Source organism: Nocardia noduli, assembly GCF_019038455.1.
GTDB classification, from domain to species: domain Bacteria; phylum Actinomycetota; class Actinomycetes; order Mycobacteriales; family Mycobacteriaceae; genus Nocardia; species Nocardia noduli.
This window is the reverse complement of record NZ_JAFMPL010000038.1, coordinates 32,416-54,890: the sequence shown is the minus strand read 5'-3', so window position 1 is coordinate 54,890 and position 22,475 is coordinate 32,416. Positions and strand designations below refer to the sequence as shown.

Here is a 22,475-nt window from a genome sequence, read left to right as displayed (position 1 = left end):
AGAACACGTTCTAGTAGGATTTCGCTATGGAACGATTAACCGGATTGGATGCCAGCTTCCTCTACCTCGAGACCGAAACGCAGCACCTGCACATCTGCGCACTGCTGCTACTCGATCCGGCCACGGACGGTGCCGCGTACTCCTTCGACGCATTCCGCGAACACCTGGACCGAAGACTCCCCCTGATCCCGCAGATGCGCCGCCGCATGCGCGAGGTCCCGCTCAACCTTGACCATCCGGTGTGGGTGGAGGACCCCGAATTCGAACTCGACGGTCATCTCCACCGGTGGCAGATCGCGGCTCCCGGCGGCAAGGACGAATTGGCCGACACGGTCGGCGAGATCGCGAGCACACCGTTGGATCGCGAACGTCCCCTGTGGGAGATGCACGTCGTCGAAGGGCTCGAGAACGGCAGGATCGCGGTGCTCTGCAAATATCACCACGCCACCGTCGACGGCATCACCGGTGCCGACATGCTGATGCAGCTGTGCGATACGGAACCCGACGCCGACCAGGCCGTGCCGACCGAGAAATGGGAGGCCGAACCGCAGCCCGCGACCTGGAAATTGCTGACCGACGCCGTCGTCCGCTTTCCCGGCCGGGCGGGAGTCGTCGGCATGGTGCCGAAAACCCTCGGCATGCTCGCCGGTTTCGCGCGGCGGCGGCACAACAACGAGCAGGGCATGGCCCTGCCGTTGACCGCGCCCCGCACACCCTTCAACAAGGCCATCGGCCCGGACCGCGCCGTGGCGTTCGTCGAATCGGACCTCGATTCCGTCAAACGGATCAAGAAGGCGTTCGGGGTGACGGTCAACGATGTCGTGATGACGGTGATCGGCGGCATCCTGCGCACCTACCTGGATAAACACGACGAGTTGCCCGATCGCTCACTCATCGCCTCGGTCCCGGTGTCGGTCCACGACAAGTCCCGGCATTCCGAGGGCATCAACAAGGTGTCCTCGCTGTTCGCCGAACTCGGCACCGAAATCGACGATCACGCCGAACGGCTGCGCGCGGTGTCGGCGGCGAATCGGCACGCCAAGAGCGAACACGAGACGATCGGCGCGGATTTCCTCCAGGACTGGTCGGAATACGCGCCACCCAACACGTTCCAACTGGCGGCGCGGATGTATTCCGCGCTGCGACTGGCCGAATTCCATCCGGTCGTGCACAACCTGGTCGTCTCGAATGTGCCGGGACCGCCCATGCCCCTGTACTTCCTCGGACTGAAGGTGGAGGGCATGTATCCGTTCGGCCCGGTCTTCCACGGCGCGGGGCTCACCGTCACCGTGCTGTCCAACAACGGGAATCTCGATTTCGGTTTCATCGGATGCCGGGAACTGGTGCCCGATATCGGCGCGCTCGCCGACGCGGTACCCGACGTGATCGACGAATTGCTCGTCGCGGCAGCCGAATCGTCGTAGGCGCACGCCGTCCTGTCCGCCACCGCCGTCCTACGCCCTGCGAATGGCACGGATGCCCCTCCGCACGCGGCATATCTGTAACGTGTTCCAGAAGTGCGTACGAGACAGACCGACGGAGGTTCGCAATGGGGCGATTGACCGGCAAAGTGGCATTGATCAGCGGTGCGGCCCGCGGCATGGGCGCGGCGCACGCCGAGGCGATGATCGGTCACGACGCCCGCGTGGTGCTGGGCGATATCCTCGATGACGAGGGCGCCGCGCTGGCCGAGAAACTCGGCGACAACGCCGCCTACGTCCACCTCGATGTGCGTGACAAACAGCAGTGGCTCGATGCCGTCGCCGAAACCACCCGTCGTTTCGGCGCGCCGAATGTGCTGGTGAACAACGCGGGCATCGTCAACGGCAATCTGCTGGTCGATTTCGAACTCTCCGAATGGCAGCGCATCCTCGATATCAACCTGACCGGCACCTTTCTCGGTATGCAGGCGGTGACACCGGGCATGATCGAGGCGCGCGGCGGTTCGATCGTCAACATCTCCTCGATCGAAGGCATGCGCGGCAGCCCTGGACTGCACGGCTACACGGCTACCAAATTCGCGGTGCGCGGACTCACGAAATCCGCGGCACTCGAATTGGCCCAGTACGGGATTCGCGTCAACTCGGTGCATCCCGGATTCATCAGCACCCCCATGACCGAGGGGATTCCGCCGGACTTCCTCCAGATCCCCTTGGCTCGGGCGGCCGATCCGTCCGAGGTGTCGGCCCTGGTCACCTTCCTGGCGTCCGACGAATCCTCGTATTCCACCGGTTCGGAATTCATCATCGACGGCGGTCTCACCGTCGGCGTGCCGCACAAGAGTCAGTGAGCCGACACCCAGGGAACTCCGACCGTCAGAACCACGAGGGGCGGTAGCGCCAGCAGGGCCAGGCACGCGGTCGTATTCATCCACTTGTATTCGACGATCAGCCCGACGAATTCGCGTAGGACGGCGCTGGGCAGGTAGTAGTACGCGGTGCGCGCGCCGACGACTTCCGCGTCCAGTTCGAGTCTGCGAGCCAGGATCGCGGTGCGCAAGATGTGGAAATTGCTGGTGACCAACACCATTCGCGTGCTCCCACCGCGATCGCCCAGCAACTCCGCGGTGAACAGCAGGTTCTCGTTGGTATTGGTCGACCGGTCCTCGTGTACGACCTTTTCCGGAGGCAGACCGTTCTCGACCAGGTATGTCGACATGGCGAGGGCCTCGGAAACCTCCTCGTCCGGCCCCTTCCCACCGCTGGTCACCACGACCGGGCTTCTGCCCGAATCGAATTCGGCCCGGAAGACCGCGAGCGCGCGATCCAGCCGCGAGGCGAGCAACGGCGGCACCCGTCCGCCGTCCAGACCCGCGCCGTGCACGACGATGGCGTCCATCCCCGGCTGGTAGCCGAGCCGTCCGTAGAGGAAGGCATAGACCAGGAAGGCGATCAGCGACAGGCCGAAGTAGCCGATCACCAGGGTGAGCGACGCCGCCCCGACCGCGATCCAAATACTTTCGGCGACAACGGCTGTCACGAAGAGAACATAGGGAAACAAGAGTACGAGCCCCGCACCCAGCGACAACACATTCGGGAGACGCAACCCCTCGCGGGCCACCATCTGCACGCCGTTCCCGACCAGCAGCCCCGCCAGCGTCAACACCGCCACCGGCGAAAGAACGATCACCACCACCGCCAGCAACCGCAGCATCCCGTCACCCGCCGCGGTGACCAGCGACACCCCCGCGAAGAGGGCACCGAGTAGCAGGAACACGCCATTGCCGAGCCGACGCCGATCGGTATGGAACCGCGCCGCGAACACACCGAACATGACCAGGCCGATGGCGAGCAATATCACCTCGCCACGGTACGCGGGGTGTCAGCGCGAGTCCGGGTGGAGGTGGGGTGCGGCAACGCGCGGGTGAACGTGTGATGCACCGTGACCCGGCCTGGGCGGACATTCGCCGCCCCCGGCGACAGGTTCCCGCGAGTTCCCGCCGTGATTGTCCGTGCAGGCCGTACCGTTCGATCCACCACCAACCGCAACCGCCGCGAGAGGTCCGAGCCGAATACCCGCTCCGGGTCGACGGCGTCACGCACCGCGCGCCATTCGTCCAGCCGCGGGTACATGGCTCTGATCGTCTCCGGGTCCGCGCGGGAGGCCTCGGCGAAATAGAGTCCGGAAAATGGGTGGCAGGCAGTGCTCGGGACTCGAGAGGATCGGTGGATGTCCGCAGCCGTCTATCTGATCACCGGCATACAGGCCGCGGGGAAGTCCACCGTCGCGCAGGCGCTGGCCGAGCGGCTGCCGCGGTCGGCGCATGTGCGCGGGGATGTCTTTCGGCGTTTCGTGGTCGGTGGGCGGGCGGAGATGTCGGGGGAACCGAGCGCCGAAGCTGTCGAGCAGTTGCGGTTGCGGCACCGGTTGGCGGCGCGTACCGCGGACGGCTACGCCGATGCCGGGTTCACGGCGGTCGTGCAGGATGTCGTGCTCGGTGAGTTCCTGCCGTTCACCATCGGATTGATCCGTACGCGGCCGCTCTACGTCGTCGTACTCGCGCCGCGACCCTCCGCCGTCGCGGCGCGTGAAGCCGCGCGGGACAAATCCGCCTACGGGACGTTCACCGTCGAAGCGCTGGACAGCGCGTTGCGGGAGGGGACGCCGCGGCTGGGTCTGTGGCTGGATACGACCGATCTGTCCGTCGCGGAGACCGTCGATCGAATCCTCGAGCAGGCGCGGCCATGGTCTTCCTGATCGGGGCGATGACATAGCGCAGCGCGCCGGGCCCGTCGGGTCGCGATCAACTCGAGCGATGCGCGGCCGACAACTCCTCGTCACCGAGAATCTTGCCAACGGGCGCGTCGGCCACGACGTGAACCGCATCCGGAACGACCGCCCGATCTCAACTCAGCCGATGTGCGGCCAGCAATTCCTCGTCGCCGAGGATCTTGTCGATGGGTCCGTCGGCGACGATGCGGCCGGCGTCGAGAACGACCGCGCGATCGCAGACACGCTGCGCGTACGGCAGGTCGTGGGTGACCAGGACCAGGGTGGTCGGGAGGGCGAGCAGGATGTCGGCGAGTTCGCGGCGGGCCACCGGGTCCAGGTTGGCCGCCGGTTCGTCGAGGACGAGTACTTCGGGGCGGCATGCCAGGACGGTGGCGAGTGCGGCACGGCGGCGTTCGCCGAGCGAGAGCCGGGCCGGTGAACGGTCGGCACGGTCCGACATCCCGACCGCGTCGAGCGCGAAACGCACACTCTCGGAGAGAATTTCGCCGCGCAGGCCGAAGTTGGCGGGACCGAAGGCGACGTCCTGTTCGACGGTGGGCATGAACAGTTGATCGTCGGGATCCTGGAAGACGACTCCGACACGCTGCCTGATGACGCGCACCGTCGACCGATCGAGGCGGACCGCGCCGATGTGCACCTCGCCCGATGCCGCGGTGAGCACGCCGTTGAGGTGCAGCATCAGCGTGGATTTGCCCGCGCCGTTGGGTCCGAGTACCGCGACGCGTTCTCCCGCTCCGATATCGAGATCGACCCCGTGCAACGCGCCGGTGCCGTCGGGGTAGGCGTAGGTCAGGCCGATCAGGCGCACGGCCGCGGGCTCGGTCACGGCAGCACCCACGCGCAGGCGCAGACACAGATCGCGGCGACGGCGGGCGTGATGCCGAGCGACCACTGTCTCCTGGTCGCGGGTTCGGTGCCGAATTCGGTGATGCTGCCGGTGAATCCGCGCGACAGCATCGCCAGATGGACGCGCTCGCCGCGTTCGTAGGAGCGCAGGAACAGGCTTCCGATACCGCGTGCGGTCGCGCCTATCTGGCGGATCGTGCGCGGGTCGTCACCGCGCGAGATCCTGGCCAGGCGCATGCGGGCGGCCTCGTCGGCGATCACGTCCACGTATCGCAGCATGAGCACCACGATCGTGACGACCATGGCGGGCACGTGCAGTCGGCTGAGCCCGCCCGGCAGTTCCCTGATATTCGTGGTGGCCGCCAAGGTCAGTGATATCGCCACTCCGACAGTGCCTTTCGCGATGATTCCCCAGGCGGCGTAGAGACCGGTGGTCGACAGCGACATTCCGAGGAAGGTGGTTCTCGGCTCCCCCGCCGCGAACGGAAGCAGTACCGCGAGCACGACGAACGGCAGTTCGATCAGCAGCCGCGAGGCGATCCAGCGGAGCGAAATTCCCGCCGACCACCACAGCGCGAACAATCCGGCCGCGTACACCGCGAACGGCCAGAACAGCTCGCGCGGTGTGGCGACCACGGCGAAGACCGCGACGACGGCGCACACGATCTTCACTTCGGCCGGAACGCGGTGCACCGGCGAGCTGCCGGGCAGGTACAGCCGGTGGCTGACGGTGCTCACCTAGGTCGACTCCGGTTCGGGCAGATTCGATCCGGGCGAGACGCTCGTGGCCCGTCGACTGTTCGTGCCCGCCCTGATGACGCGCACCACAGCGAACAGCGCGGCGAAGGCCGCGGCCACACCGAGCACGCCCGCGATGCCGGTGAGCCGGTCGTCACCGTCGATGGTGTAGTCGGCCAGCGGCGAATGCGCCAGCGCGTGATCCCGGGTGTTCTGCGCGATGCATTCGCCGCGCAACTCCTCGGCTCCGTCGACGTCGACCACCGTGCACCCGCGTTGCGTGGTCGCGTCCAAACCGTCGGGGTGCGAACTCGCCGCGTAGGACAACACTCCCGCCACGAGCAGGGCGACCGCGGCGAAACCGAACAGGAATCCGTTCGTCGACAGCGCGACGCGACGCGGGGATCGCCGCGCGCGCTCGGTGGCGCGGAGCAGGTAGACGAGGTCGGGGCGGGCGTTGACGACGGCGACCACCGTGATCGCCGTGATGATCCCCTCTCCGATGCCGATCAGCGCGTGGGTGGCGAACATGTACCAGGCGACGGTGCCGACGGTGGATCCCGCCGCGCCGCCGATCGCGTATTCGACCACGAAACCCATGGCGGCACAGATCGTTCCGAGGAACGCCGCGACGAACGCGACCACGCCGACGCCGCCGCGTTTCGCCAGGACCGGCAGCAGTCGGCGGGCGACGAAGTAGCCCACGGTCACGCCGATGAGGGCCATATTCGTGATGTTCGTCCCCAGCGCCGTCAGTCCGCCGTCGGCGAACAGCAGTGCCTGCACGATCAGCACGATCGCCACGCACAACGCCCCGACGTAGGGCCCGACCAGGATCGCGGCGAGCGCGCCGCCGAGCAGGTGACCGCTCACGCCGGGCAGGATCGGGAAGTTCACCATCTGCACCGCGAAGATGAACGCGGCGACCAGACCCGCCATCGGCGCCGCGCGTTCGTCCAGTTCGGCGCGCGCCCGCCACACCGCGTAGCCGAGCCCCGCGAGCGCGACGAGCGCGAAGATCAGCGAGGTCGGTGCGTCGACGATGCCGTCGCTCATATGCATCGCCAGGGTGGTGTCGTTCACCCCCACAGACGATACTCGCAATATATGTTCAAGTGAACCGATATGTGAACATTGCGTCGACCGGCCATCGAGGAGAGAACGGCAGACCAGGACCGTGGCACCGAGCCCCCAGCTGGACCCCGAGGACGCCCGCACGGAAGTGCCGGGCCTGGACGCGGCCGGTATCGAGCACTGGGCGCGGCGCTTCGAACTGCTCTCCGACGCGAACCGACTCCGGCTGCTGGTCTGCCTGCACCACACCCCGGACCAGAGCGTCACTGACCTCGCCGCCGCGGTGGGCATGTCGGCGACCGCGGCTTCGCACGCGCTGCGTCTGCTGCGCTATCAGGGCTGGGTCACCGCGTCGAAGACCGGACGGATCGTGCGCTACCGCCTCGCCGACGAGACGATCCACCAGCTCCTGCACTGGATCGGCGCCACCCACGCCGCCGAACACTGAACCGTCCGCCGGGCGGTGGACAGCGCAGCGCGCGAAGGTGATTCACGCACCGCTGTTAACCCCGGCGACGACGCCCGCGATCAATTATCCGACGGCCCCGAACCATCCACCACCCCCTCCGGTTCGGGGCCGTCTCACGACTCGACCCGGCGGCCCCGCGTCGGTGGGCGCTCAATTCCCTGACAGATCCTCCGAGAGATCGCGTGCCGACACACCTTCGGGCAATCGGACTTCCTCGACCGGTTCGGGCCGGTCGTCGTATTCCAGGCGCAGGGCCCGGCAGATGGTGGCGTGCATGTCGTAGAGGGTGGTGATGTAGGTGAGTTCGAGGATCTCCCGGTCGGTCAGATGGGTTTTCAGTACGTCGAAGACCGCGTCGGCGACCCGACCGCCGTCGTAGACGAGGGCGTCGGTGTAGGCGAGCACGGCTCGTTCGAGCGGGGAGAAGCAATCGGCGACCTGCCAGTGCGGAATCGCCGCGATGGTCTCCTCCGGCACGCCGAGCGATCGCATCTGCTTGCAGTGCTGGGAGAAGACGAACTGGCTGCCGCGGGCGTAACCGGCCCGGCACTGTCCTAGCTCGCGCAACGTGGAATCGAGTGTGGCGTCGCGATATACGGAGAAGCCGCGCACGGCGTGGCGGAAGACCTCCGGCGACTGCGCGAAGACCGTCCACCAGTCGCCGGGCGTGGCGTGGACGGTGCCGTGGTCGACGGCGGGATCCCTGTCGGGGCCGAAAAGCCGGTCGTAGAAGTACCGGATCCGCTGGTCGGTGACTTCGGCGCGGGGCACTTCACGCAGTCGGGGCATGGCGCTGTTCCTTTTCGGTGTGGGGCGGGTTGCGGTCGGCGGCGGTCCTCGGTGCGTGCGAGACATCGTCGTCGGTGAAGGTTCGCGTCCAACAGGCGAATTCGAGCAGGATGCCGTCGGGATCGCGGAAGTAGAACGACCGGACGAAGGTCCCGGGATGGACCTCGCGCGACACCCCGTACCGGCTGTCGTCGTGGTTGAGCACACGGCTGACCTCGATCCCCTCGGCGCGCATCCGCCGGTGGTATTCGTCGAAACGTTCGGGCGGCACGGTGAAGGCCACGTGATTCATCGACCCCACCGCGCTGAGGAGTTCTCCCGCGTCGGGCAGTCCCCTCGGTGCCGAGATTCCCGGGACGGCGTCGGGGGCGTCGGCGAGCCAGAAGAAGGCCAGGGCGTTGCCGTTGCCGCAGTCGAAGAAGAAATGCTGTCCGAGATCCCCCGGCAGTTCGATGGTCTTGATCAGCGGCATACCCAATGTGCCGGTGTAGAACTCGATCGTGCGGCGCATGTCGGAGCACACGAGGGCGAGGTGGTTGATGCCCTGAAGTTCGTATCTCGGATCGGTCGAATTCACGGGAGTCCTTCCGGTGAGCGCCGCTGCCGCATGCGACCGATTCGACGGCGCGATCGCGGGAACGGTCGACGGCAGACGACTCGACAGTGGATGACTTGACAGTCATGTCAACTTGGTGGAAAGTCTGAGCCGTGGCGAAGTCGGCTGTCAATAGCGCACCGGCCCCGGTGGACACGCTGACCCCACGCGGCCGCAAGACGCGCGACGCCGTGCTCGACGCGGCCCGGCGGGTCTTCGAAACCGTCGGCTTCCTCGACGCCAGGGTGGAGCAGATCGCCCAGGAGGCGGGCGTCTCCTACGGAACCTTCTACCGGTACTTCGAATCGAAGGACGACGTCTTCGGTGAGCTGAGCACGCGGTTGTTCGAGGACATGCATCGCCGCGAGCAGACAGCGGCCGACCTTTCCCCCGCCGAGAAGCTGATCGCGTCGAATCGCGCCTACTACCGGGCCTATCGACGCAACGCGCCGATGATGGCGATCATCGAACAGGTCGCCACGATCAACGACGAGTTCCGCCTGCTGCGTCAGCGCCATCGCCACCTGCTCATCGATCGCACGGCGCGCGCGATCGCCCGCTGGCAGTCCGACGGACTGGTGCGCGCCGATCTCGATCCGGAACTGGCCGCCCGCGCGATGGCCGCGATGGTCGATCACACCCTCTACCTGTGGCTGATCCAGGGCGAGGACGCGGACGAGCAGGCGGTCCTGGACACCCTCGATCGCATGTGCGTCGGCGCGCTCGGCCTCGATCGGCGGCCCTGATCCGATGCGTCGTCGGGTGTCGCTCGACAGAAATCCCACTATGCCGCCGGTGCGAGGAGACAGCCCATGACGATCGATCCGGACGAACACACCCCACCCGGCCCGCTCGACGGTTACCGCGTGCTCGAACTCGGGACGTTGATCGCGGGTCCGTACTGCGGCAGGCTCCTCGGTGACATGGGCGCGGATGTCGTCAAGATCGAAGCGCCCGACCGCCCCGATCCCCTGCGGGAATGGGGTCAGGCCACCGGCGGGCACCAATACTTCTGGGCCGTGCACGCCCGCAACAAGCGCTGCGTCGGTGTGGATCTGCGCACCGAGGCGGGCCGCGAGATCTTCCTCGAACTCGTGCGCACCGCGGATGTGGTGGTGGAGAGTTTCCGACCCGGAACCCTGGAACGCTGGGGGCTCGGATACGACGTCCTCGCCGCGATCTCACCCCGGCTGGTACTGGCCCGGGTGTCGGGCTACGGGCAGACCGGACCGTATTCCGCGCGCCCCGGGTACGCCTCGGTCGCCGAGGGGATCAGCGGATTGCGCCACCTCAACGGATTTCCCGGGCAGGCGCCACCGCGGATCGCGCTGTCGCTCGGCGACAGTCTCGCCGGACTCTTCGCATGCCAAGGGGTTCTCGCGGCACTGCTCGCGCGTGAACGCACCGGACGCGGACAGATCGTCGACGCCGCCCTCACCGAGGCGGCACTCGCCGTTCAGGAGTCGACCGTCCCCGATTACCACAAGACCGGGCACGTCAGACAGCCGTCGGGCACGCGCCTCGACGGGATCGCGCCGTCGAATCTGTATCGCGCCGCGGACGGGCTGTGGGTGATCATCGCGGCCAACCAGGACACGGTCTTCGGACGGCTCGCCACCGCGATGGGCACACCGGAACTGGCGTCGGACCCCGAGTACGTCAACCACACCGCGCGCGGCGAACACCAGGACGAACTCGACGAGATCATCGCGGCGTGGGCGGGGAAATTCACCGCCGCCGACCTGATCGACCTGTTGACCGAATTCGGTGTCGTCGCGGGCCCGGTCAACACCGTCGCCGAGGTGCTGGTCGATCCGCAGTTCACCGCGCGCGAACTGTTCGTCGAACACCGCGACCCGTCGGTCGGACCCGGCGAGTCCGGGTTCGATCCGGAACCGGCGAGAGGTGTGGGTGTGGTGCCCAAACTCAGCGACACACCCGGCGGCGTCCGGTGGGGTGGCCCGAGCAGGCCGGGCACCCACACCGACGAGGTTCTCGGCGAACTGCTCGGCTACGACGGCGCACGGCTGGCCGCACTGCGCGCGGCGGGCACGATCGCGTGAATTCGACCGCGGCGGGGCCGCCCGGCAGTCCGGATGCCGAAGGCACGATCGGTCCGACCGCGACCGATGTCGCCACGGGCACCGCCCACTCGACGACGACTCGACCGCCGCACGACCTCTCCCCCGCGCGAAGGAGCGTTGACATGACTTACAACCACCCCGAGGGCAGGTCGGCCGAATTGGCGGCGGCGATGCGCGCGTTCATCGACGACGAGGTCATCCCCGTCGAATCCACGCTCGCCGTCGAGGGCGACGCCGCGCGCAACACACTGGCCGGACTGCGAACGCGGGCAAAGGAACTCGGCCTCTGGGCGCTCGGTCATCCGGCGGAGCTGGGCGGCGGGGGTCTGCCGTTCCTCGACTTCGTCTATCTCAACGAGATCATCGGCCGTTCCGAATTCGGTCAGCTGGCCGTCGGTTCGGTGTCCATGCAGGACACGCTCATGCTGCACCGGCACGGGACCGCCGAGCAGCGCGCCCGCTGGATCGCGCCGCTGGTGTCGGGGGAGATCCTGCCGTCGGTCGGACTGACCGAACCCGAGGTCGCGGGCTCCGATCCCACCCTGATCGAAGCCCGCGCCGAACTCGACGGCGATCACTGGATCGTCAACGGACACAAGTGGTTCACCACCGGCGCGGCGCAGGCCGCGTTCTGCACGGTCTTCGCCCGCACCGAACCCGAGTCCGCGCCGAGGCACGCGCGCATCAGCGCGATCATCGTCCCGACCGACACACCCGGATTCGAGATCGTGCGTTCGATTCCGACGATGGGCCACGACCCCAGCGACCACTACGAGATCCGGCTGACCGATGTCCGCGTGCCCGCCGCGGCACTGCTCGGCGCGCGCGGTCAGGGGTTCGCGGTGGCGCAGGATCGCCTCGGACCGGGCCGGATCTTCCACGGCATGCGCTGGCTCGGCCAGGCCCAGCGCGCCTACGAACTCATGTGCGCCCGCGCGAACACGCGCTTCGCCCACGGATCACTGCTCGCGGACAAGGGCGAGATCCACCGCTACATCGCCGAATCCGCCGCCCAGATCCATGCCGCGCGGCTGATGACCATCGATGCCGCGCGGGCGATGGACGCCGGAGAGGACTATCGCGTACGGGTCGGACTGGTGAAATTCTGGAGCGCCAGAATGCTGCACGACGTCATCGACCGGGCCATCCAGGTGCACGGCGCGCTCGGCCTGACCGCGGACACGCCACTGGAGCGCATGTACCGGCAGGCGCGCTACGCGCGGGTCTACGACGGACCCGACGAGGTGCACCGCATGTCGACCGCGCGCCGGTTGCTGCGCGACCCGGGGGCCGCGCCGTGGCTGTGACACCCCCTCGTGACGATGGCCGTGCCGAATTCGGGTCGCACCTCGAAGCAGTCGGTGTCGTCGAAGACCAGGAACCGGCCGTGACCACTCTGATCGACGGTGTCCGCGCGGTGCTCGGCGAAGCCGTCGGCACCGAGATCGTCACCGCCGAGATCCGCCGGTTCACCGGAGGCGCGAGCCGCGAGGTGTACGCGATCCACGCCACCGACCGGGACGGCGCGCCGGTCACGGCCGTGCTCCGCCGTGACCCGCCGGGCCACGGCGACCCCGCCCGCATGCGCGCCGAGGTCGCGTGTTTGCGGGCCGCCGCAGGGGCGGGTGTCCCCGTACCCCGGGTCCTCGGCTCCGGGGATACCGCACCCGGGATCGACGCACCGTACCTGCTGATGAACACCGTCGGCGGCGAGTCGATACCCCGTAAGCTGCAACGGAATCCGGAATTCGAGACCCTACGCGCGAATATCGCCGAAGAACTCGGCTACGTGCTCGGACGGATCCATCGCACGCCGCTCGACACACTCACCGCACTCGACGACAGCGATCAACTCGACAGCATCGAGCAGATCTATCTCGCCTTCGCCGAACCCCGCCCCGCCGTGGAGGCGGGTCTGCGCTGGCTCCGGGAGCACCGCCCGCCCCCGCGCCCGATCTGTCTGGTGCACGGAGATTTCCGGCTCGGCAATCTGCTGATCGATCCCACCGGTATCCGGGGCGTGCTGGACTGGGAACTCGCGCACCTCGGCAATCCGATCGAGGATCTCGGATGGCTCTGCGTCCGGGCGTGGCGCTTCGGCGCGTCCGCACCGGTCGGCGGGCTCGGCAGTCGGGAACATCTGCTCGACGGCTACCACCGCGCCACCGGTGACCGTCCCTCGGCGGGCGAGCTGCACTGGTGGGAGGTGTTCGGCACGCTGAAATGGCTGGTACTGAGCCGATTCCAGGCCGAACGCCATTTCGGCGGAGCCGAACACTCACTCGAACTCGCCGCGATCGGACGGCGGGTGTGCGAATCCGAATTCGACCTGATCGACGCGCTCGATCTCCTCGATACCGCCGTGCCCGAACCGGTGCCGGAACCGCCGAGCGCGACCGTGCACGACCGCCCGAGCGTCACCGAGATCCTCGAACTCGTCGCCGCGACGCTCGCCGAGGATATCGGCCCGGCATTGTCCGAAGACGCCGCGCGGCAACGTTATCTGCTGCGTATCTGCGTGTCGCTGCTGCGGATCGGCGGGCGAGAGTTGACCGAGACCGGCGTGGCGTCCCAGGCGCGCGAACTGCTCGGCCGGGTGGACTGCGCATCGGAGGCGGTGCTCGCGGAGAAGATCCGCTCGGGGGCGCTGTCGTACGAGAAGAAAGGCGTGCGGGCGGCGGTGACGGCGACGGTACTGGCGCGGTTGCGCGCGTCGAATCCGGGATACGTTGTCTGAGTGTCGGTTCCGCGCCTGAATTCCGAATCCGCCTGCGGGCCCGCGCTTGTCGTCCGTGCGGCGGCTCCGCACGAGCCGTCCCGGGGCGGGTGTCAGCGCCTGCGCTGGACCGACTCCGTCAGAGGCGGACCAGTTCGCTGGCGAGCAACCGGTCGCCGTCGATGTACTGCGCCAACTGCGCTGCCGTCAGCTTCGCGGCCAGCTTGTCGTGCTCGCGGACGATGTCCGCGGCGTCCTCGGCATTGATTTCGGCGAAGCTCGGATCGTTGTAGTACTCGATATAGGTGTAGAGCCCGCGCGCGCCGCCGTCGTAGGTGTACACGACCGCGAAGCCGCCGAGGGTCGGATCGAGGGTGTAGTCGGTGCCGTCGAGTTCGACGACGGTCCGGAGGGTGCTGGTGAGGTTCATGGATCTCCGTGCGCCGCTGATCATCGAGGTCTGTTCAATTCGATCCCGGGACAGAATTGAATGTCAATGTCAGCTACGCAACACTCAGCCCGCGTGCACCGCGACGGCGTCCTCCGGCAGTTCGGCTGGACGATCGTATTTCTCCAGCTGACGCCCTTCGATGTCGACGTCGGGCAGGATCCGGTCGATCCAGTTCGGCAGATACCACGCGTGCCTGCCGAGCAGGGTCATGAGCGCGGGCACGATGATCATCCTGATCAGGAACGCGTCGAACACCATGCCGATGGCCAACGCGAAACCCATGGTCCTGGCGATGGTGTCGGGCAGCAGAACGAACGCGGCGAAGACCGAGACCATCACGAAGGCCGCCGAGGTGACCACCCGCGCACCGTGCCGGAAACCGACGACGACCGATTCCCGTGCCGCGGCGTCGGTCCTCGGGCCGTGCGCGTATTCCTCGCGCATGCGGGTGACGAGGAAGACCTGATAGTCCATGGCGAGCCCGAACAGGATCGCGATCAGGTAGATGGGAACGAAACTGATCACCGGCTCCGGGTCGGCGACCAGGCCGAACCAGCCCTTCTGGAAGACCGCGACGGTCGCGCCGAAGGTCGCGGCGATGGACAGCAGGAACCCGAGTGTCGCGATCAGGGGTACCGGCAGCGAGCGGAACACCAGCATCAGGACCAGGAACGCCAAGCCGACGACCAACGCGAGATAGGGAATCAGCGCCCCGTAGAGGGCGACCGCGAGATCCGACATCATCGCCGTCTGCCCGGCGACCCCGAAACCGATGCCGTCGCGGTCGAGGAAGGAGCGCTCCAGACCGCGGATATCGCTGACCAGGTCGCGTGTCTGCGTCGTGCCCGGTCCGGAATCCGGGATGACCACGATCAACGCGCCGGTGCGGTCGGCGTTGAGCTGCGGCGGCGCGACGGTCGCGACGGCGGGCAGATTCCCGATCGCGGCGGCCAGGTCGCGGTAGACGGCTTCCGGCCGGGAAGTCCCGCTCCCGTCGACGGCCACGACGAGCCGACCGACGACGCCGTCGCCGAAACCCCTTCCGAGCAACTCGATGGCCGGTTTCTGATCCGCTGTCGCCACGTCCATTCCGAGTTCGAGGTCGGCGGCGGGCAGCGCGAACACCCCGAGCACCGCGGTGGTCGCCACCAGCGCGAGCACCGGCCGCGCCGCGATCCGGCGCACCCATCGCGCACCGTGGGAATCCGCGGTATCGGGTTCGTCTCCCCGTCGCAGGCCCGGCACGCGCAGCGCGAACGCGCGCCGTCCGAGCAGGCCCAGGAGCGCGGGCAACATGGTGAGCGCGGCCACGACGGCCACCACCACCGACAGCGCGGCGGTGTAGCCGAGCATCGACATCAGCGGGTTGTCGACCACGCGCAATCCGACGAGGGCGATCACGACGGTCATGCCCGCGAACACGACCGAGGATCCGGCGGTGCCGACCGCGCGGCCCGCGGCATGACCGAGATCGTCGGTCGCGTTCATCTCGTGGCGGTAGCGCGACACGATGAACAGCGAATAGTCGATGGAGACCGCGATACCGATCATCGACGCCAGCAGGATCGAGGACGAGTCCATCTCGAAGAACGCGGTCGCGCCGGTGAGTAGCGAGACCGAGATTCCCACGCCGAACAGAGCGGTGACGATCGGCAGCGACGCCGCGACCAGCGAGGCGAACGCGATGATCATGACGATCATCGCGATCCCGAATCCGACCGATTCCGCGGCGGCGCTGTCGACGCGCTCAGCACTGAACACACTGCCGGTCGCCTCCGCCCGCAGACCGTTCGCGCTCGACCGGGCGAGCACCTCCTCGAACGCGGCGATCTCACCCTCATCGATGAGATCGAACGTCGTGGTCCAGGTCAGTTCGACATAGGCGAGGGTGCGGTCCCGACTCACCCGATGCGCGCCGACCGGCTCCCCCAGCGGATCGACCACCGCCTGCGGGGCCGCGAGATTCTCGAGGCCCCGCAGCCCGCGCACCAGTTCGTCGACGCGCGCCCGATTCTCCGGCCTGTCGAGTGTGGTGCCCTCGGGCGCCTGGAAAACGACCTGGGCGGCGGCGAGATCGCGACTGCCCCGCAGCTGCGGGAACTTGTCGTCCATGATCTGCTGTGCGCGTTCGCTTCCCGAGCCGGGGACGGAGAAATCCGCGACGAACGGTTCGGCCGCCAGGGTGGTCGCGGCAGCGCCGCCGAGCAGCACGCACCACGCGAGGAGGACTGTCAGGCGATGCCGGAAAGCGAAGCCGCCCAGTCGATACAACATCGTCGCCATCGGCCTCGGACCTTCTGCTCGGCTCCGGGTCCCGAAGGTCTCGCAGACGCGGATACTTCACTGCCGCGCGACGCGCACCGCGCGCCTCACCTTCGACCACCCCGAGCGGTCGGCGCGCGCTCGATCGCGTGCGCCTTCGTTCGACAGAGTCTCGTTCAGTTTCTGACTCATGTCAATGAAATAGGTCGGCTCGACTGACCTACAGCGGCTGATAAACGCCACTCAAGTGAGTATATAGCCAGGTTTACAGCTCCAGAAAAGCGGGAAGCGAGGCGATCAGTTCAGTCTGAACTGACTATAGTCATTACTAATCGCAGTCTCGCCATGGCCACGGAAGGACACCGAGCATGACCACCCCCGGACGACCTTGCCGGAGGATCTCACCGACCCGGACCCGTTCTTCCGTAGACCCGGTCCGACTTCAATTGCGCTGGGGCTTCGGAGACTCCGAGGACACAGCGATCAATCTCGCCGGGCGGGACGCGTTCGACGACCGCCGCGGCTTTGCCTACCATCGCCATCGGACCGATGCTCGGGATCGACGTCGACGCCTTCGCCACGGCGTTCCGACGAGGCAGATCAGCTCAGCGCTTCCGCGACCACTCTTCCGACAGCGGCTTTGGTCAGATAGTTGACCGCGCTGTGCGGCGCCGACCCGTTGTCGACGAACGGCAGGGTCCGCGGCACGACGCGAGAATCGCGCGCGGGTGGGAAGTACGGCTCGAGGTCCAGGTGCGCCGCGACCAGATCGTCGCGGTCGACGACATTGGTCCACGCGGACACGGCGTCGGGCACACGCGGTGGCGCGGGGCGGAGTCTGTCGTAGACGATACTTCTCAGGCCGAGCGGCGATCCCAGCGTCAGGAACGATACCGGCCCGGTGGTGCGATGCAGTGCTTCGTAGGCGACCACGGAACCGAGAGAATGTCCGATCACCAGGCGGGTGTCGGCGTCGATGTGTTCGAGAACGCGGTCCTGAGCGAACTGTCGCACCGTCTCCTCGGTCAGATATCTCGACACCTGGGATACCGCGCGCCACACGAACTTTCCGGCGAGGCCGAGACCGAACGGCGCGAACCATCGCAGCCGCGCGAGCGCGTTGAGCGCGGGTCTGAGGGCGGCGGCCGGGCCTTGTGCGCCCTCGTCGGTACCGTCGATATTCAGCAATCGGCGGGTGGCTTCGGCCCGATCGCGGGGATCCGCGGCGCATTCGGCCGCCGTGCGCAGCCATTCGACGCTCAAGCGTTCCGCCAGATCCAGCGCGGCGAGATCCAGCACGGTGCCGTCGATAGCCCGCGCGCCCGATCCTTGCGCGTCGGGGTCGGTGAATCGGTCACCGTAATAGGCCATCCTGGTCGTGAGGCCGGACGGTCGGCTGTCGCGCCACAAACGGTCGGCCAGTTCGTGATGTCCCGCGGTGCGCACTCCCCCAGCCAGGGCTGGAAGCCATTCGGCCTCCAGGGAATCCGCGGACAACTGCTCCTGCGCGATGCCGTGGACCAGCACAATCGTCGACAACGTGACTCCGATGGGTTCGACCTGTGATTCCCCGCCCGGCCGACCGTGATTCATCACGCGCCGACCGCGGGTCGATGATAACCGGACGCCGGAATCACCCGTTGCCGCCGTGCATGCCAACACGACGGCAACGGGCCCGGGAGGTGGCAGCTTCCCGGGGTCAGCGGGGTGGAGGTGGTGTCGCGTTCTGCTGAGCCGCCTCCTGGCGCGCGATGCGTTCCTCGTGGATTCGGATCAGTTCGCGGAATCCGATTCTGTCCCACTTCGGTTTCGGCTGGATCCCCCAATCATCCTGCGCGGTCTGCTGTCCCGCCGCCTCGGGTGGTCCACCGAACGGTGCGCCGCTGAGCGGGTAGGGATGTTCGCATTCGACGGTGTCGTCGGAGTAGCGGACCTTCATCAGCTCACTACAGATCTCGGTGAACGACAGGGTCGGCCAGCCGTACCACAGCGCGAGCGCGGGCACGGTGAACGCCCCTTCGATGACCAGGGCGAACAAACAGACGAAAATGCCGCGCTTGAGCCACTTGTGCATCCCCGCGTACGCCGGGGTCGTGCCGAGCGGTAGTTCCTTGTCGTCCGAATTCTGCTCTGTGGGTGCGATTTTACTCATTGTCTCGATCCTCGGCGGTGTATTCGGTTCAGTCGGAGAAGATTTCGCGGTTGACCGTGTGCAGGTACGGAATCGCGAGGAACGGGGTGATGTAGAAGATGTCGTAGAGCCACCAGCCGATGACCGGCAGGACCACGCCGTCGTAGCGGACGTCGGCGTACATGGTCATGTTGAACGTGTAACCGATCCAGATGACGAGGCCGAACCAGCAGGTGACGATCATCCACTGATGTCCCCACCGCTTCATCTGGAGGAACGCGATGGCGGCGGCGATACGCATCGGGAAAACGGTCAGCATGAGCGCGACCTCCCAGCCCTTCTCACCGGGCGCGCCCGCACCACCGATCCACAGTTCGTTGTAGTGCCAGAAATAGCCCGCGTCGAAGAAGTTGCCCCAGGCGGTGATGATGACGCGGTTGATCAGGGTGTGGTTGGCGATCAGGTCCAACGCCCAGCCCAGACTGTTCAGGGCCGCGTCGAGAATGACGAGATATCCGATCAGGGTGACGATGAGCGGTCGCACCGACAGCCCCGACTCCTGGGCTCTGCGTTGCAGCCACACCCCGCGCAGGAAGATCGGCAGGCCGACGATGCCGAGCACCAGGGTGCCCATCAGCAAGGTGCCCGCGGTGAGCCACCAGTCGGCCTCACGTTGAGCGCGTTTGCTCTGGTCGTGGTGTTCGTCGTAGGCGTCCGCGCTTTTCGCCGGTGCGGCGGCACCGCGGCGCAGCTGGAAGGTCGAGAGTTTCACGGTGGCTCCTACCAGTCCCGGACCGAGTACATGTGCAGCTGGATGAGAAACATCGCCAGCAGAAATCCGTAGGCGAAGATCTGGACGGCGATCAGAGCTCGACGTCGCCGGCGATCCTGGTCGTTCATGGGCGGTGATCCTTACTTCCGGAGAGGTTGCGCGAGTGCGGTTTCGGTGGTCAGGTTCGCCGCCGCGATCTCGCGCAGACCGTCGGCGACCGCGCCGTCGCCGCCGAGTGGCGCGAGAACGCAGGCGTGCGCCGCTTCGAGTTCGGTGGCCCCCGCGGCGATCAGGTGCCCGGCGGTGACCAGGACCCTGGTCGAGGGCGGTTCGAAGTGGAAGACCTCGTCCGCCTGTCGAATCGCGTTGGCGCAGCCCACGAGTCGCTCGGCGACCGCGAGATCCACTCCGGTCTCCGCGACCACCACTTCCGCTTCCCGATCCGGGTCGAGGTAGTCCATGGCGAGGGTGACGAACCGCTGCCGGAACGAGGGTTTGAGCTCTTTGAGCGAGCTGCGGTAGGCGGGGTTGTAGGAGCACACGAGCATGAAAGTCGCGGGTGCAGTGACGATCTCGTCGGCGCGGTCCAGGTACAGGGTGCGGCGATGGTCGGTCAGCGAATGCAGGATGGCCAGCGAGTCGTGACGCGCCTCCACCACTTCGTCGAGGTAGCAGATCGCGCCGTTCTTGACCGCGCGGGTCAGCGGCCCGTCGTTCCAGATCACGTCACCGCCGGAGACCAGGAAGCGTCCGACCAGATCCGAGCTGGTCAGATCGTCGTGGCAGCTGATGGTGACGACCGGGCGGCCGAGCAGCCGACCCATGTGCTCGACGAACCGCGTCTTCCCGCACCCGGTCGGCCCGGTCAGCATCACCGGCAGCTGTCGCCCGAATGCCCTCTCGAACAACGCGATATCGCCACCGCTGCTGAAGTAGTGGTCGGTGGACATGCCACCCCTTCCGTTCATGCGACCAGCTCGCGATGGACATGGGCCAGTACGCGCGGCAGTTCCTCGACGCGGCGGATCCGGCGGGAACGGCGGTCCCCGAAGACGACCGGCAGCGGATCGACCCGCACCGGACCGACGCCGAGGTAATAGACCGTCACCCCCGCCTCGGTGGCTTCCTCCACCGCGTGCGCCACATCCGCCCAGGCGTAGCGGCCCTCGTAGCCCTCGTCGGAGATCAATCCGTCACCGATCACGATGAGCAGGCGTCGTTCGCAGGGTTGCGCGAGCAGGCGACCGGTCAGATGGCGCAGCGGAGCACCCAGGCGCGTGTAACCCCCGGCCGCGAGACCGAGACTGCTCGGATCGACGAAGTAGCGGTCGTCGAAATCCTTGAGGCACTTGACCTCTACTCGATGCCGCGTGTTGCCGGTGAAGACGAAGACGCCGTGCCGTTCGCGGGCGAGAGTCAGGGCCCGCGACAGGGCGTCGGCGCAGGCCAGCTCCAGTTCGAAGATCCGGCCGCCGTGCACTCCCAGCGACGAACTGCCGTCGAGCAGCACCGCGGTGGCGACATCGCGGGAATCGGGTAGCAGATCGCGGAAGACCCGCGGCTCGGGAACCGCACCGGTCGACGCGTCGACGAAATAGCGTGTGTAGCGGTCGATATCGAGGTCGGATCCGTCCTCCAGACCGGACTTCATCGCGCGCCGCGTGTACTGCTCGAACCAGCGCCGCACATCGGCCGACACCGGGACCGGCGGAACCGCCCGCGTGGGATGTTTGCGTTCCAGAACGGCCACGTGGTCACGCAGGAAGCTCTGCGACCACATATTCCATTCCGGGTAGGGAATGCCCGCTCGCTGATCCGGCCTGATCTCGATGTCCTCGTTCTCCGGCCTGCTCGGCGGCGGCAGGTTCGGATTGCGCACCCCGCCCTCACCCCCGACCGGCACCGACATCGCCCGATACGAATCCACGCGCGGAGAGGTCCACGGCATCCGCCCGTACATCCGCCGCACCGCGACCGACAGGGCACTTCTGCCCGGCACGGTCATGGGGAGCGAACCCAGCAGCGGATGCGAGACCAGCGGACGTCGCGAGCGGGCCAGTTCCCTCGCTCGCTCGATCATCTCGATGCCACCGAGGTCCGGATCGGCGATCTCGAGCTCGGGAATCACCCGCCGCAACTCGGGAATCAGGCCGGGCAGCCGCCGACCGATCCAGCCCGCGGCGACCGCGCCTTCGATGATCGACAGACTCCCGAGTTCACGGGGTGACAGTTCGTGCAGCGAGTATCCGGCGATCCGTTCCTTGGACGGCGAACATTGCAGTGCCACACCGCAGGTGACCGTTCTCCTGGTCCATTCCGGCGACAGCGGCGGATAGGGAACCTGCACGATCGACCGGGTCGCGTTCACACCGAAGGCCCTGCGCTCACCGGTCATCAGCCGGACACCGGTGCGGCGATTGTCGGAGAACGCGACGGCCGTCACGGCGCAACTGCGCTCCACCGCTGTCGCGCCGCCCTTCTCCGATCCGGTCATACGCACGACCACCGGATCGACTCCCGGCGCGGCGACGGCATCAGAAGGTCCCGATATTGCGCATCACCCAGTACCAGAATCCGATGACCGCGCCCATGGATCCCCACGCGATGACCAGACGCACGATGTCCTGCCACATGATTCGACCTCCGTTGTGATCGTTTCCCCGACTGCCGATTCGAGTCGAAGTTCGGTGACGGCATGGTCATCGGATCTCCATGCCGCGCAGCGTGAGCGCCACGTAGTTGTCCAGCATCACCGCGCGCGTGGACCTGGACTCGCCGCTGGTCGTCAGCAGCGCGTAGAGGCCGAGCAGGAAGAACACCGCGGCGTGGAACGGGTTCAGCCCGGCGAACGCTTCGCCGTCGTCGCGAGCGCGGGCGAACTCTTCGACCACCAGGACGATCACCGGGTGATCGGTCCACTCGTCGTCCTCGGGACGATTCGGCGAAAAATGCAGTGCGAGCAGATCTTTGAACAGGACGGAGCCGACGCGTCGCTCGACGGTCAGCACCGAGCGGACGACCTCGTCGAGAGCCGCCGCCAGATCGTGCGGTTCGGCGAGCCGGTGCGCCAACCGCTTGGCGATCCGCACCTCTTCACGCCGTTCCAGTTCGAGGAGCACGTGTTCTTTGCGGGGGAAATGGAAGTAGAACGTCGCGCGGGCGACTCCGGCGTCCGCCACGATGGCGCCGACGTCGGCCGCGGCCGCACCGGTTCGACGGAATTCCGCGAGAGCGGCGTCCAGCACGCGCCGTCGCGTCCGGAGGCGCTGGGCTTCCCGCCCATACGGTGTTGTCCGCGCCTCGGTCATGGAGATC

General features: G+C 67.2%; 23 protein-coding genes and 1 pseudogene. 8 read left to right on the top strand and 16 right to left on the bottom strand.

Annotated features, from left to right (window positions below; translation table 11 throughout):
* Positions 1-26 precede the first annotated feature (26 nt).
* Positions 27-1,424 carry a WS/DGAT/MGAT family O-acyltransferase gene (locus JZ792_RS20995; RefSeq protein WP_216912493.1) on the top strand — a complete coding sequence of 466 codons (1,398 nt, stop codon included), beginning with the start codon at positions 27-29 and terminating at the stop codon, positions 1,422-1,424.
* A gap of 125 nt (positions 1,425-1,549) precedes the next feature.
* Complete coding sequence (locus JZ792_RS20990; RefSeq protein ID WP_216912492.1) at positions 1,550-2,290, top strand: SDR family oxidoreductase; 741 nt, start codon at positions 1,550-1,552, stop codon at positions 2,288-2,290.
* Here JZ792_RS20990 and JZ792_RS20985 read toward each other — a convergent pair.
* Positions 2,284-3,300 carry a YdcF family protein gene (locus JZ792_RS20985; RefSeq protein ID WP_216912491.1) on the bottom strand — a complete coding sequence of 339 codons (1,017 nt, stop codon included), beginning with the start codon at positions 3,298-3,300 and terminating at the stop codon, positions 2,284-2,286. The two genes, JZ792_RS20990 and JZ792_RS20985, sit on opposite strands and share 7 nt — an antisense overlap.
* Positions 3,297-3,581 (bottom strand): hypothetical protein, encoded by a 285-nt coding sequence (locus tag JZ792_RS43520; RefSeq protein WP_438804358.1) that lies wholly within the window; start codon positions 3,579-3,581, stop codon positions 3,297-3,299. The genes JZ792_RS20985 and JZ792_RS43520 overlap by 4 nt, the downstream gene beginning before the upstream one ends.
* 88 nt (positions 3,582-3,669) lie before the next feature.
* Here JZ792_RS43520 and JZ792_RS20975 point away from each other — a divergent pair, with 88 nt between their 5' ends.
* Positions 3,670-4,197, top strand: a complete 528-nt coding sequence (locus JZ792_RS20975; protein ID WP_216912489.1) for an AAA family ATPase — start codon at positions 3,670-3,672, stop codon at positions 4,195-4,197.
* A 148-nt stretch (positions 4,198-4,345) separates the two neighbouring features.
* On the opposite strand, the gene JZ792_RS20970 is transcribed toward JZ792_RS20975, so the two are convergent.
* The 4 genes and pseudogenes from JZ792_RS20970 to JZ792_RS20955 all read right to left on the bottom strand — a co-directional run.
* Entirely contained in the window at positions 4,346-5,071 is a 726-nt protein-coding gene (locus JZ792_RS20970; protein ID WP_216912516.1) for an energy-coupling factor ABC transporter ATP-binding protein, read from the bottom strand.
* Complete coding sequence (gene cbiQ / locus JZ792_RS20965; RefSeq protein WP_216912487.1) at positions 5,056-5,817, bottom strand: cobalt ECF transporter T component CbiQ; 762 nt, start codon at positions 5,815-5,817, stop codon at positions 5,056-5,058. The genes JZ792_RS20970 and cbiQ overlap by 16 nt, the downstream gene beginning before the upstream one ends.
* Positions 5,818-6,186 carry a PDGLE domain-containing protein gene (locus JZ792_RS20960; RefSeq protein WP_308165381.1) on the bottom strand — a complete coding sequence of 123 codons (369 nt, stop codon included), beginning with the start codon at positions 6,184-6,186 and terminating at the stop codon, positions 5,818-5,820.
* Positions 6,187-6,237: 51 nt separating this feature from the next.
* Positions 6,238-6,879, bottom strand: a pseudogene (locus JZ792_RS20955) (energy-coupling factor ABC transporter permease); the annotation flags it as partial.
* A 115-nt stretch (positions 6,880-6,994) separates the two neighbouring features.
* On the opposite strand from JZ792_RS20955, the gene JZ792_RS20950 reads away from it, so the two are divergent.
* Complete coding sequence (locus JZ792_RS20950; protein ID WP_405180229.1) at positions 6,995-7,339, top strand: ArsR/SmtB family transcription factor; 345 nt, start codon at positions 6,995-6,997, stop codon at positions 7,337-7,339.
* Between the two features lie 171 nt (positions 7,340-7,510).
* Here JZ792_RS20950 and JZ792_RS20945 read toward each other — a convergent pair whose 3' ends face one another.
* Positions 7,511-8,149, bottom strand: a complete 639-nt coding sequence (locus JZ792_RS20945; RefSeq protein ID WP_216912485.1) for a carboxymuconolactone decarboxylase family protein — start codon at positions 8,147-8,149, stop codon at positions 7,511-7,513.
* The gene (locus JZ792_RS20940) at positions 8,133-8,726 is read right to left on the bottom strand and encodes a VOC family protein (RefSeq protein WP_216912483.1); all 594 of its coding nucleotides are present in this window, start codon (positions 8,724-8,726) and stop codon (positions 8,133-8,135) included. Before JZ792_RS20940 ends, JZ792_RS20945 begins: the two co-directional genes overlap by 17 nt.
* 131 nt (positions 8,727-8,857) lie before the next feature.
* Here JZ792_RS20940 and JZ792_RS20935 point away from each other — a divergent pair, with 131 nt between their 5' ends.
* The 4 genes from JZ792_RS20935 (at position 8,858) to JZ792_RS20920 (ending at position 13,565) form a co-directional block, all read left to right on the top strand.
* Positions 8,858-9,490 (top strand): TetR/AcrR family transcriptional regulator, encoded by a 633-nt coding sequence (locus JZ792_RS20935; RefSeq protein ID WP_216912481.1) that lies wholly within the window; start codon positions 8,858-8,860, stop codon positions 9,488-9,490.
* Between the two features lie 66 nt (positions 9,491-9,556).
* The gene (locus JZ792_RS20930) at positions 9,557-10,807 is read left to right on the top strand and encodes a CaiB/BaiF CoA transferase family protein (protein ID WP_216912479.1); all 1,251 of its coding nucleotides are present in this window, start codon (positions 9,557-9,559) and stop codon (positions 10,805-10,807) included.
* Between the two features lie 143 nt (positions 10,808-10,950).
* A complete protein-coding gene (locus JZ792_RS20925; RefSeq protein ID WP_216912477.1) occupies positions 10,951-12,135 on the top strand; it encodes an acyl-CoA dehydrogenase family protein in 1,185 nt (394 codons plus the stop codon).
* 80 nt (positions 12,136-12,215) lie between these two features.
* Positions 12,216-13,565 (top strand): phosphotransferase family protein, encoded by a 1,350-nt coding sequence (locus JZ792_RS20920; RefSeq protein ID WP_216912475.1) that lies wholly within the window; start codon positions 12,216-12,218, stop codon positions 13,563-13,565.
* Positions 13,566-13,683: 118 nt separating this feature from the next.
* Here the strand turns inward: JZ792_RS20920 and JZ792_RS20915 are convergent, their stop codons facing one another.
* From JZ792_RS20915 to JZ792_RS20880, 8 genes are all read right to left on the bottom strand, one after another.
* Positions 13,684-13,974, bottom strand: a complete 291-nt coding sequence (locus JZ792_RS20915; RefSeq protein ID WP_216912473.1) for a hypothetical protein — start codon at positions 13,972-13,974, stop codon at positions 13,684-13,686.
* Positions 13,975-14,058: 84 nt separating this feature from the next.
* Entirely contained in the window at positions 14,059-16,278 is a 2,220-nt protein-coding gene (locus tag JZ792_RS20910) for an MMPL family transporter (protein ID WP_216912471.1), read from the bottom strand.
* 579 nt (positions 16,279-16,857) lie between these two features.
* Positions 16,858-17,796, bottom strand: coding sequence for a hypothetical protein (locus JZ792_RS20905; protein ID WP_216912469.1), 939 nt, complete (start codon positions 17,794-17,796; stop codon positions 16,858-16,860).
* A 160-nt stretch (positions 17,797-17,956) separates the two neighbouring features.
* A complete protein-coding gene (locus JZ792_RS20900) occupies positions 17,957-18,409 on the bottom strand; it encodes a hypothetical protein (RefSeq protein WP_216912468.1) in 453 nt (150 codons plus the stop codon).
* Positions 18,410-18,437: 28 nt separating this feature from the next.
* Entirely contained in the window at positions 18,438-19,139 is a 702-nt protein-coding gene (locus tag JZ792_RS20895; RefSeq protein ID WP_216912514.1) for a hypothetical protein, read from the bottom strand.
* A 161-nt stretch (positions 19,140-19,300) separates the two neighbouring features.
* A complete protein-coding gene (locus tag JZ792_RS20890; RefSeq protein ID WP_216912466.1) occupies positions 19,301-20,110 on the bottom strand; it encodes a CbbQ/NirQ/NorQ/GpvN family protein in 810 nt (269 codons plus the stop codon).
* A gap of 14 nt (positions 20,111-20,124) precedes the next feature.
* Complete coding sequence (locus tag JZ792_RS20885) at positions 20,125-21,654, bottom strand: nitric oxide reductase activation protein NorD (RefSeq protein WP_216912513.1); 1,530 nt, start codon at positions 21,652-21,654, stop codon at positions 20,125-20,127.
* A 205-nt stretch (positions 21,655-21,859) separates the two neighbouring features.
* Positions 21,860-22,468, bottom strand: a complete 609-nt coding sequence (locus JZ792_RS20880; RefSeq protein ID WP_216912465.1) for a TetR/AcrR family transcriptional regulator — start codon at positions 22,466-22,468, stop codon at positions 21,860-21,862.
* Positions 22,469-22,475 lie beyond the last annotated feature (7 nt).

What these genes read in the sequence shown, in the direction of transcription:
- JZ792_RS20900 (WP_216912468.1), bottom strand. Translation starts at nt 18,409, where the DNA reads ATGAGTAAAATCGCACCCACAGAGCAGAATTCGGACGACAAGGAACTA.
- JZ792_RS20990 (WP_216912492.1), top strand. Translation starts at nt 1,550, where the DNA reads ATGGGGCGATTGACCGGCAAAGTGGCATTGATCAGCGGTGCGGCCCGC.
- JZ792_RS20925 (WP_216912477.1), top strand. Translation starts at nt 10,951, where the DNA reads ATGACTTACAACCACCCCGAGGGCAGGTCGGCCGAATTGGCGGCGGCG.
- JZ792_RS20910 (WP_216912471.1), bottom strand. Translation starts at nt 16,278, where the DNA reads ATGGCGACGATGTTGTATCGACTGGGCGGCTTCGCTTTCCGGCATCGC.
- JZ792_RS20915 (WP_216912473.1), bottom strand. Translation starts at nt 13,974, where the DNA reads ATGAACCTCACCAGCACCCTCCGGACCGTCGTCGAACTCGACGGCACC.
- JZ792_RS20975 (WP_216912489.1), top strand. Translation starts at nt 3,670, where the DNA reads ATGTCCGCAGCCGTCTATCTGATCACCGGCATACAGGCCGCGGGGAAG.
- JZ792_RS20885 (WP_216912513.1), bottom strand. Translation starts at nt 21,654, where the DNA reads ATGACCGGATCGGAGAAGGGCGGCGCGACAGCGGTGGAGCGCAGTTGC.
- JZ792_RS20890 (WP_216912466.1), bottom strand. Translation starts at nt 20,110, where the DNA reads ATGTCCACCGACCACTACTTCAGCAGCGGTGGCGATATCGCGTTGTTC.
- JZ792_RS20880 (WP_216912465.1), bottom strand. Translation starts at nt 22,468, where the DNA reads ATGACCGAGGCGCGGACAACACCGTATGGGCGGGAAGCCCAGCGCCTC.
- JZ792_RS20930 (WP_216912479.1), top strand. Translation starts at nt 9,557, where the DNA reads ATGACGATCGATCCGGACGAACACACCCCACCCGGCCCGCTCGACGGT.
- JZ792_RS20995 (WP_216912493.1), top strand. Translation starts at nt 27, where the DNA reads ATGGAACGATTAACCGGATTGGATGCCAGCTTCCTCTACCTCGAGACC.
- JZ792_RS20945 (WP_216912485.1), bottom strand. Translation starts at nt 8,149, where the DNA reads ATGCCCCGACTGCGTGAAGTGCCCCGCGCCGAAGTCACCGACCAGCGG.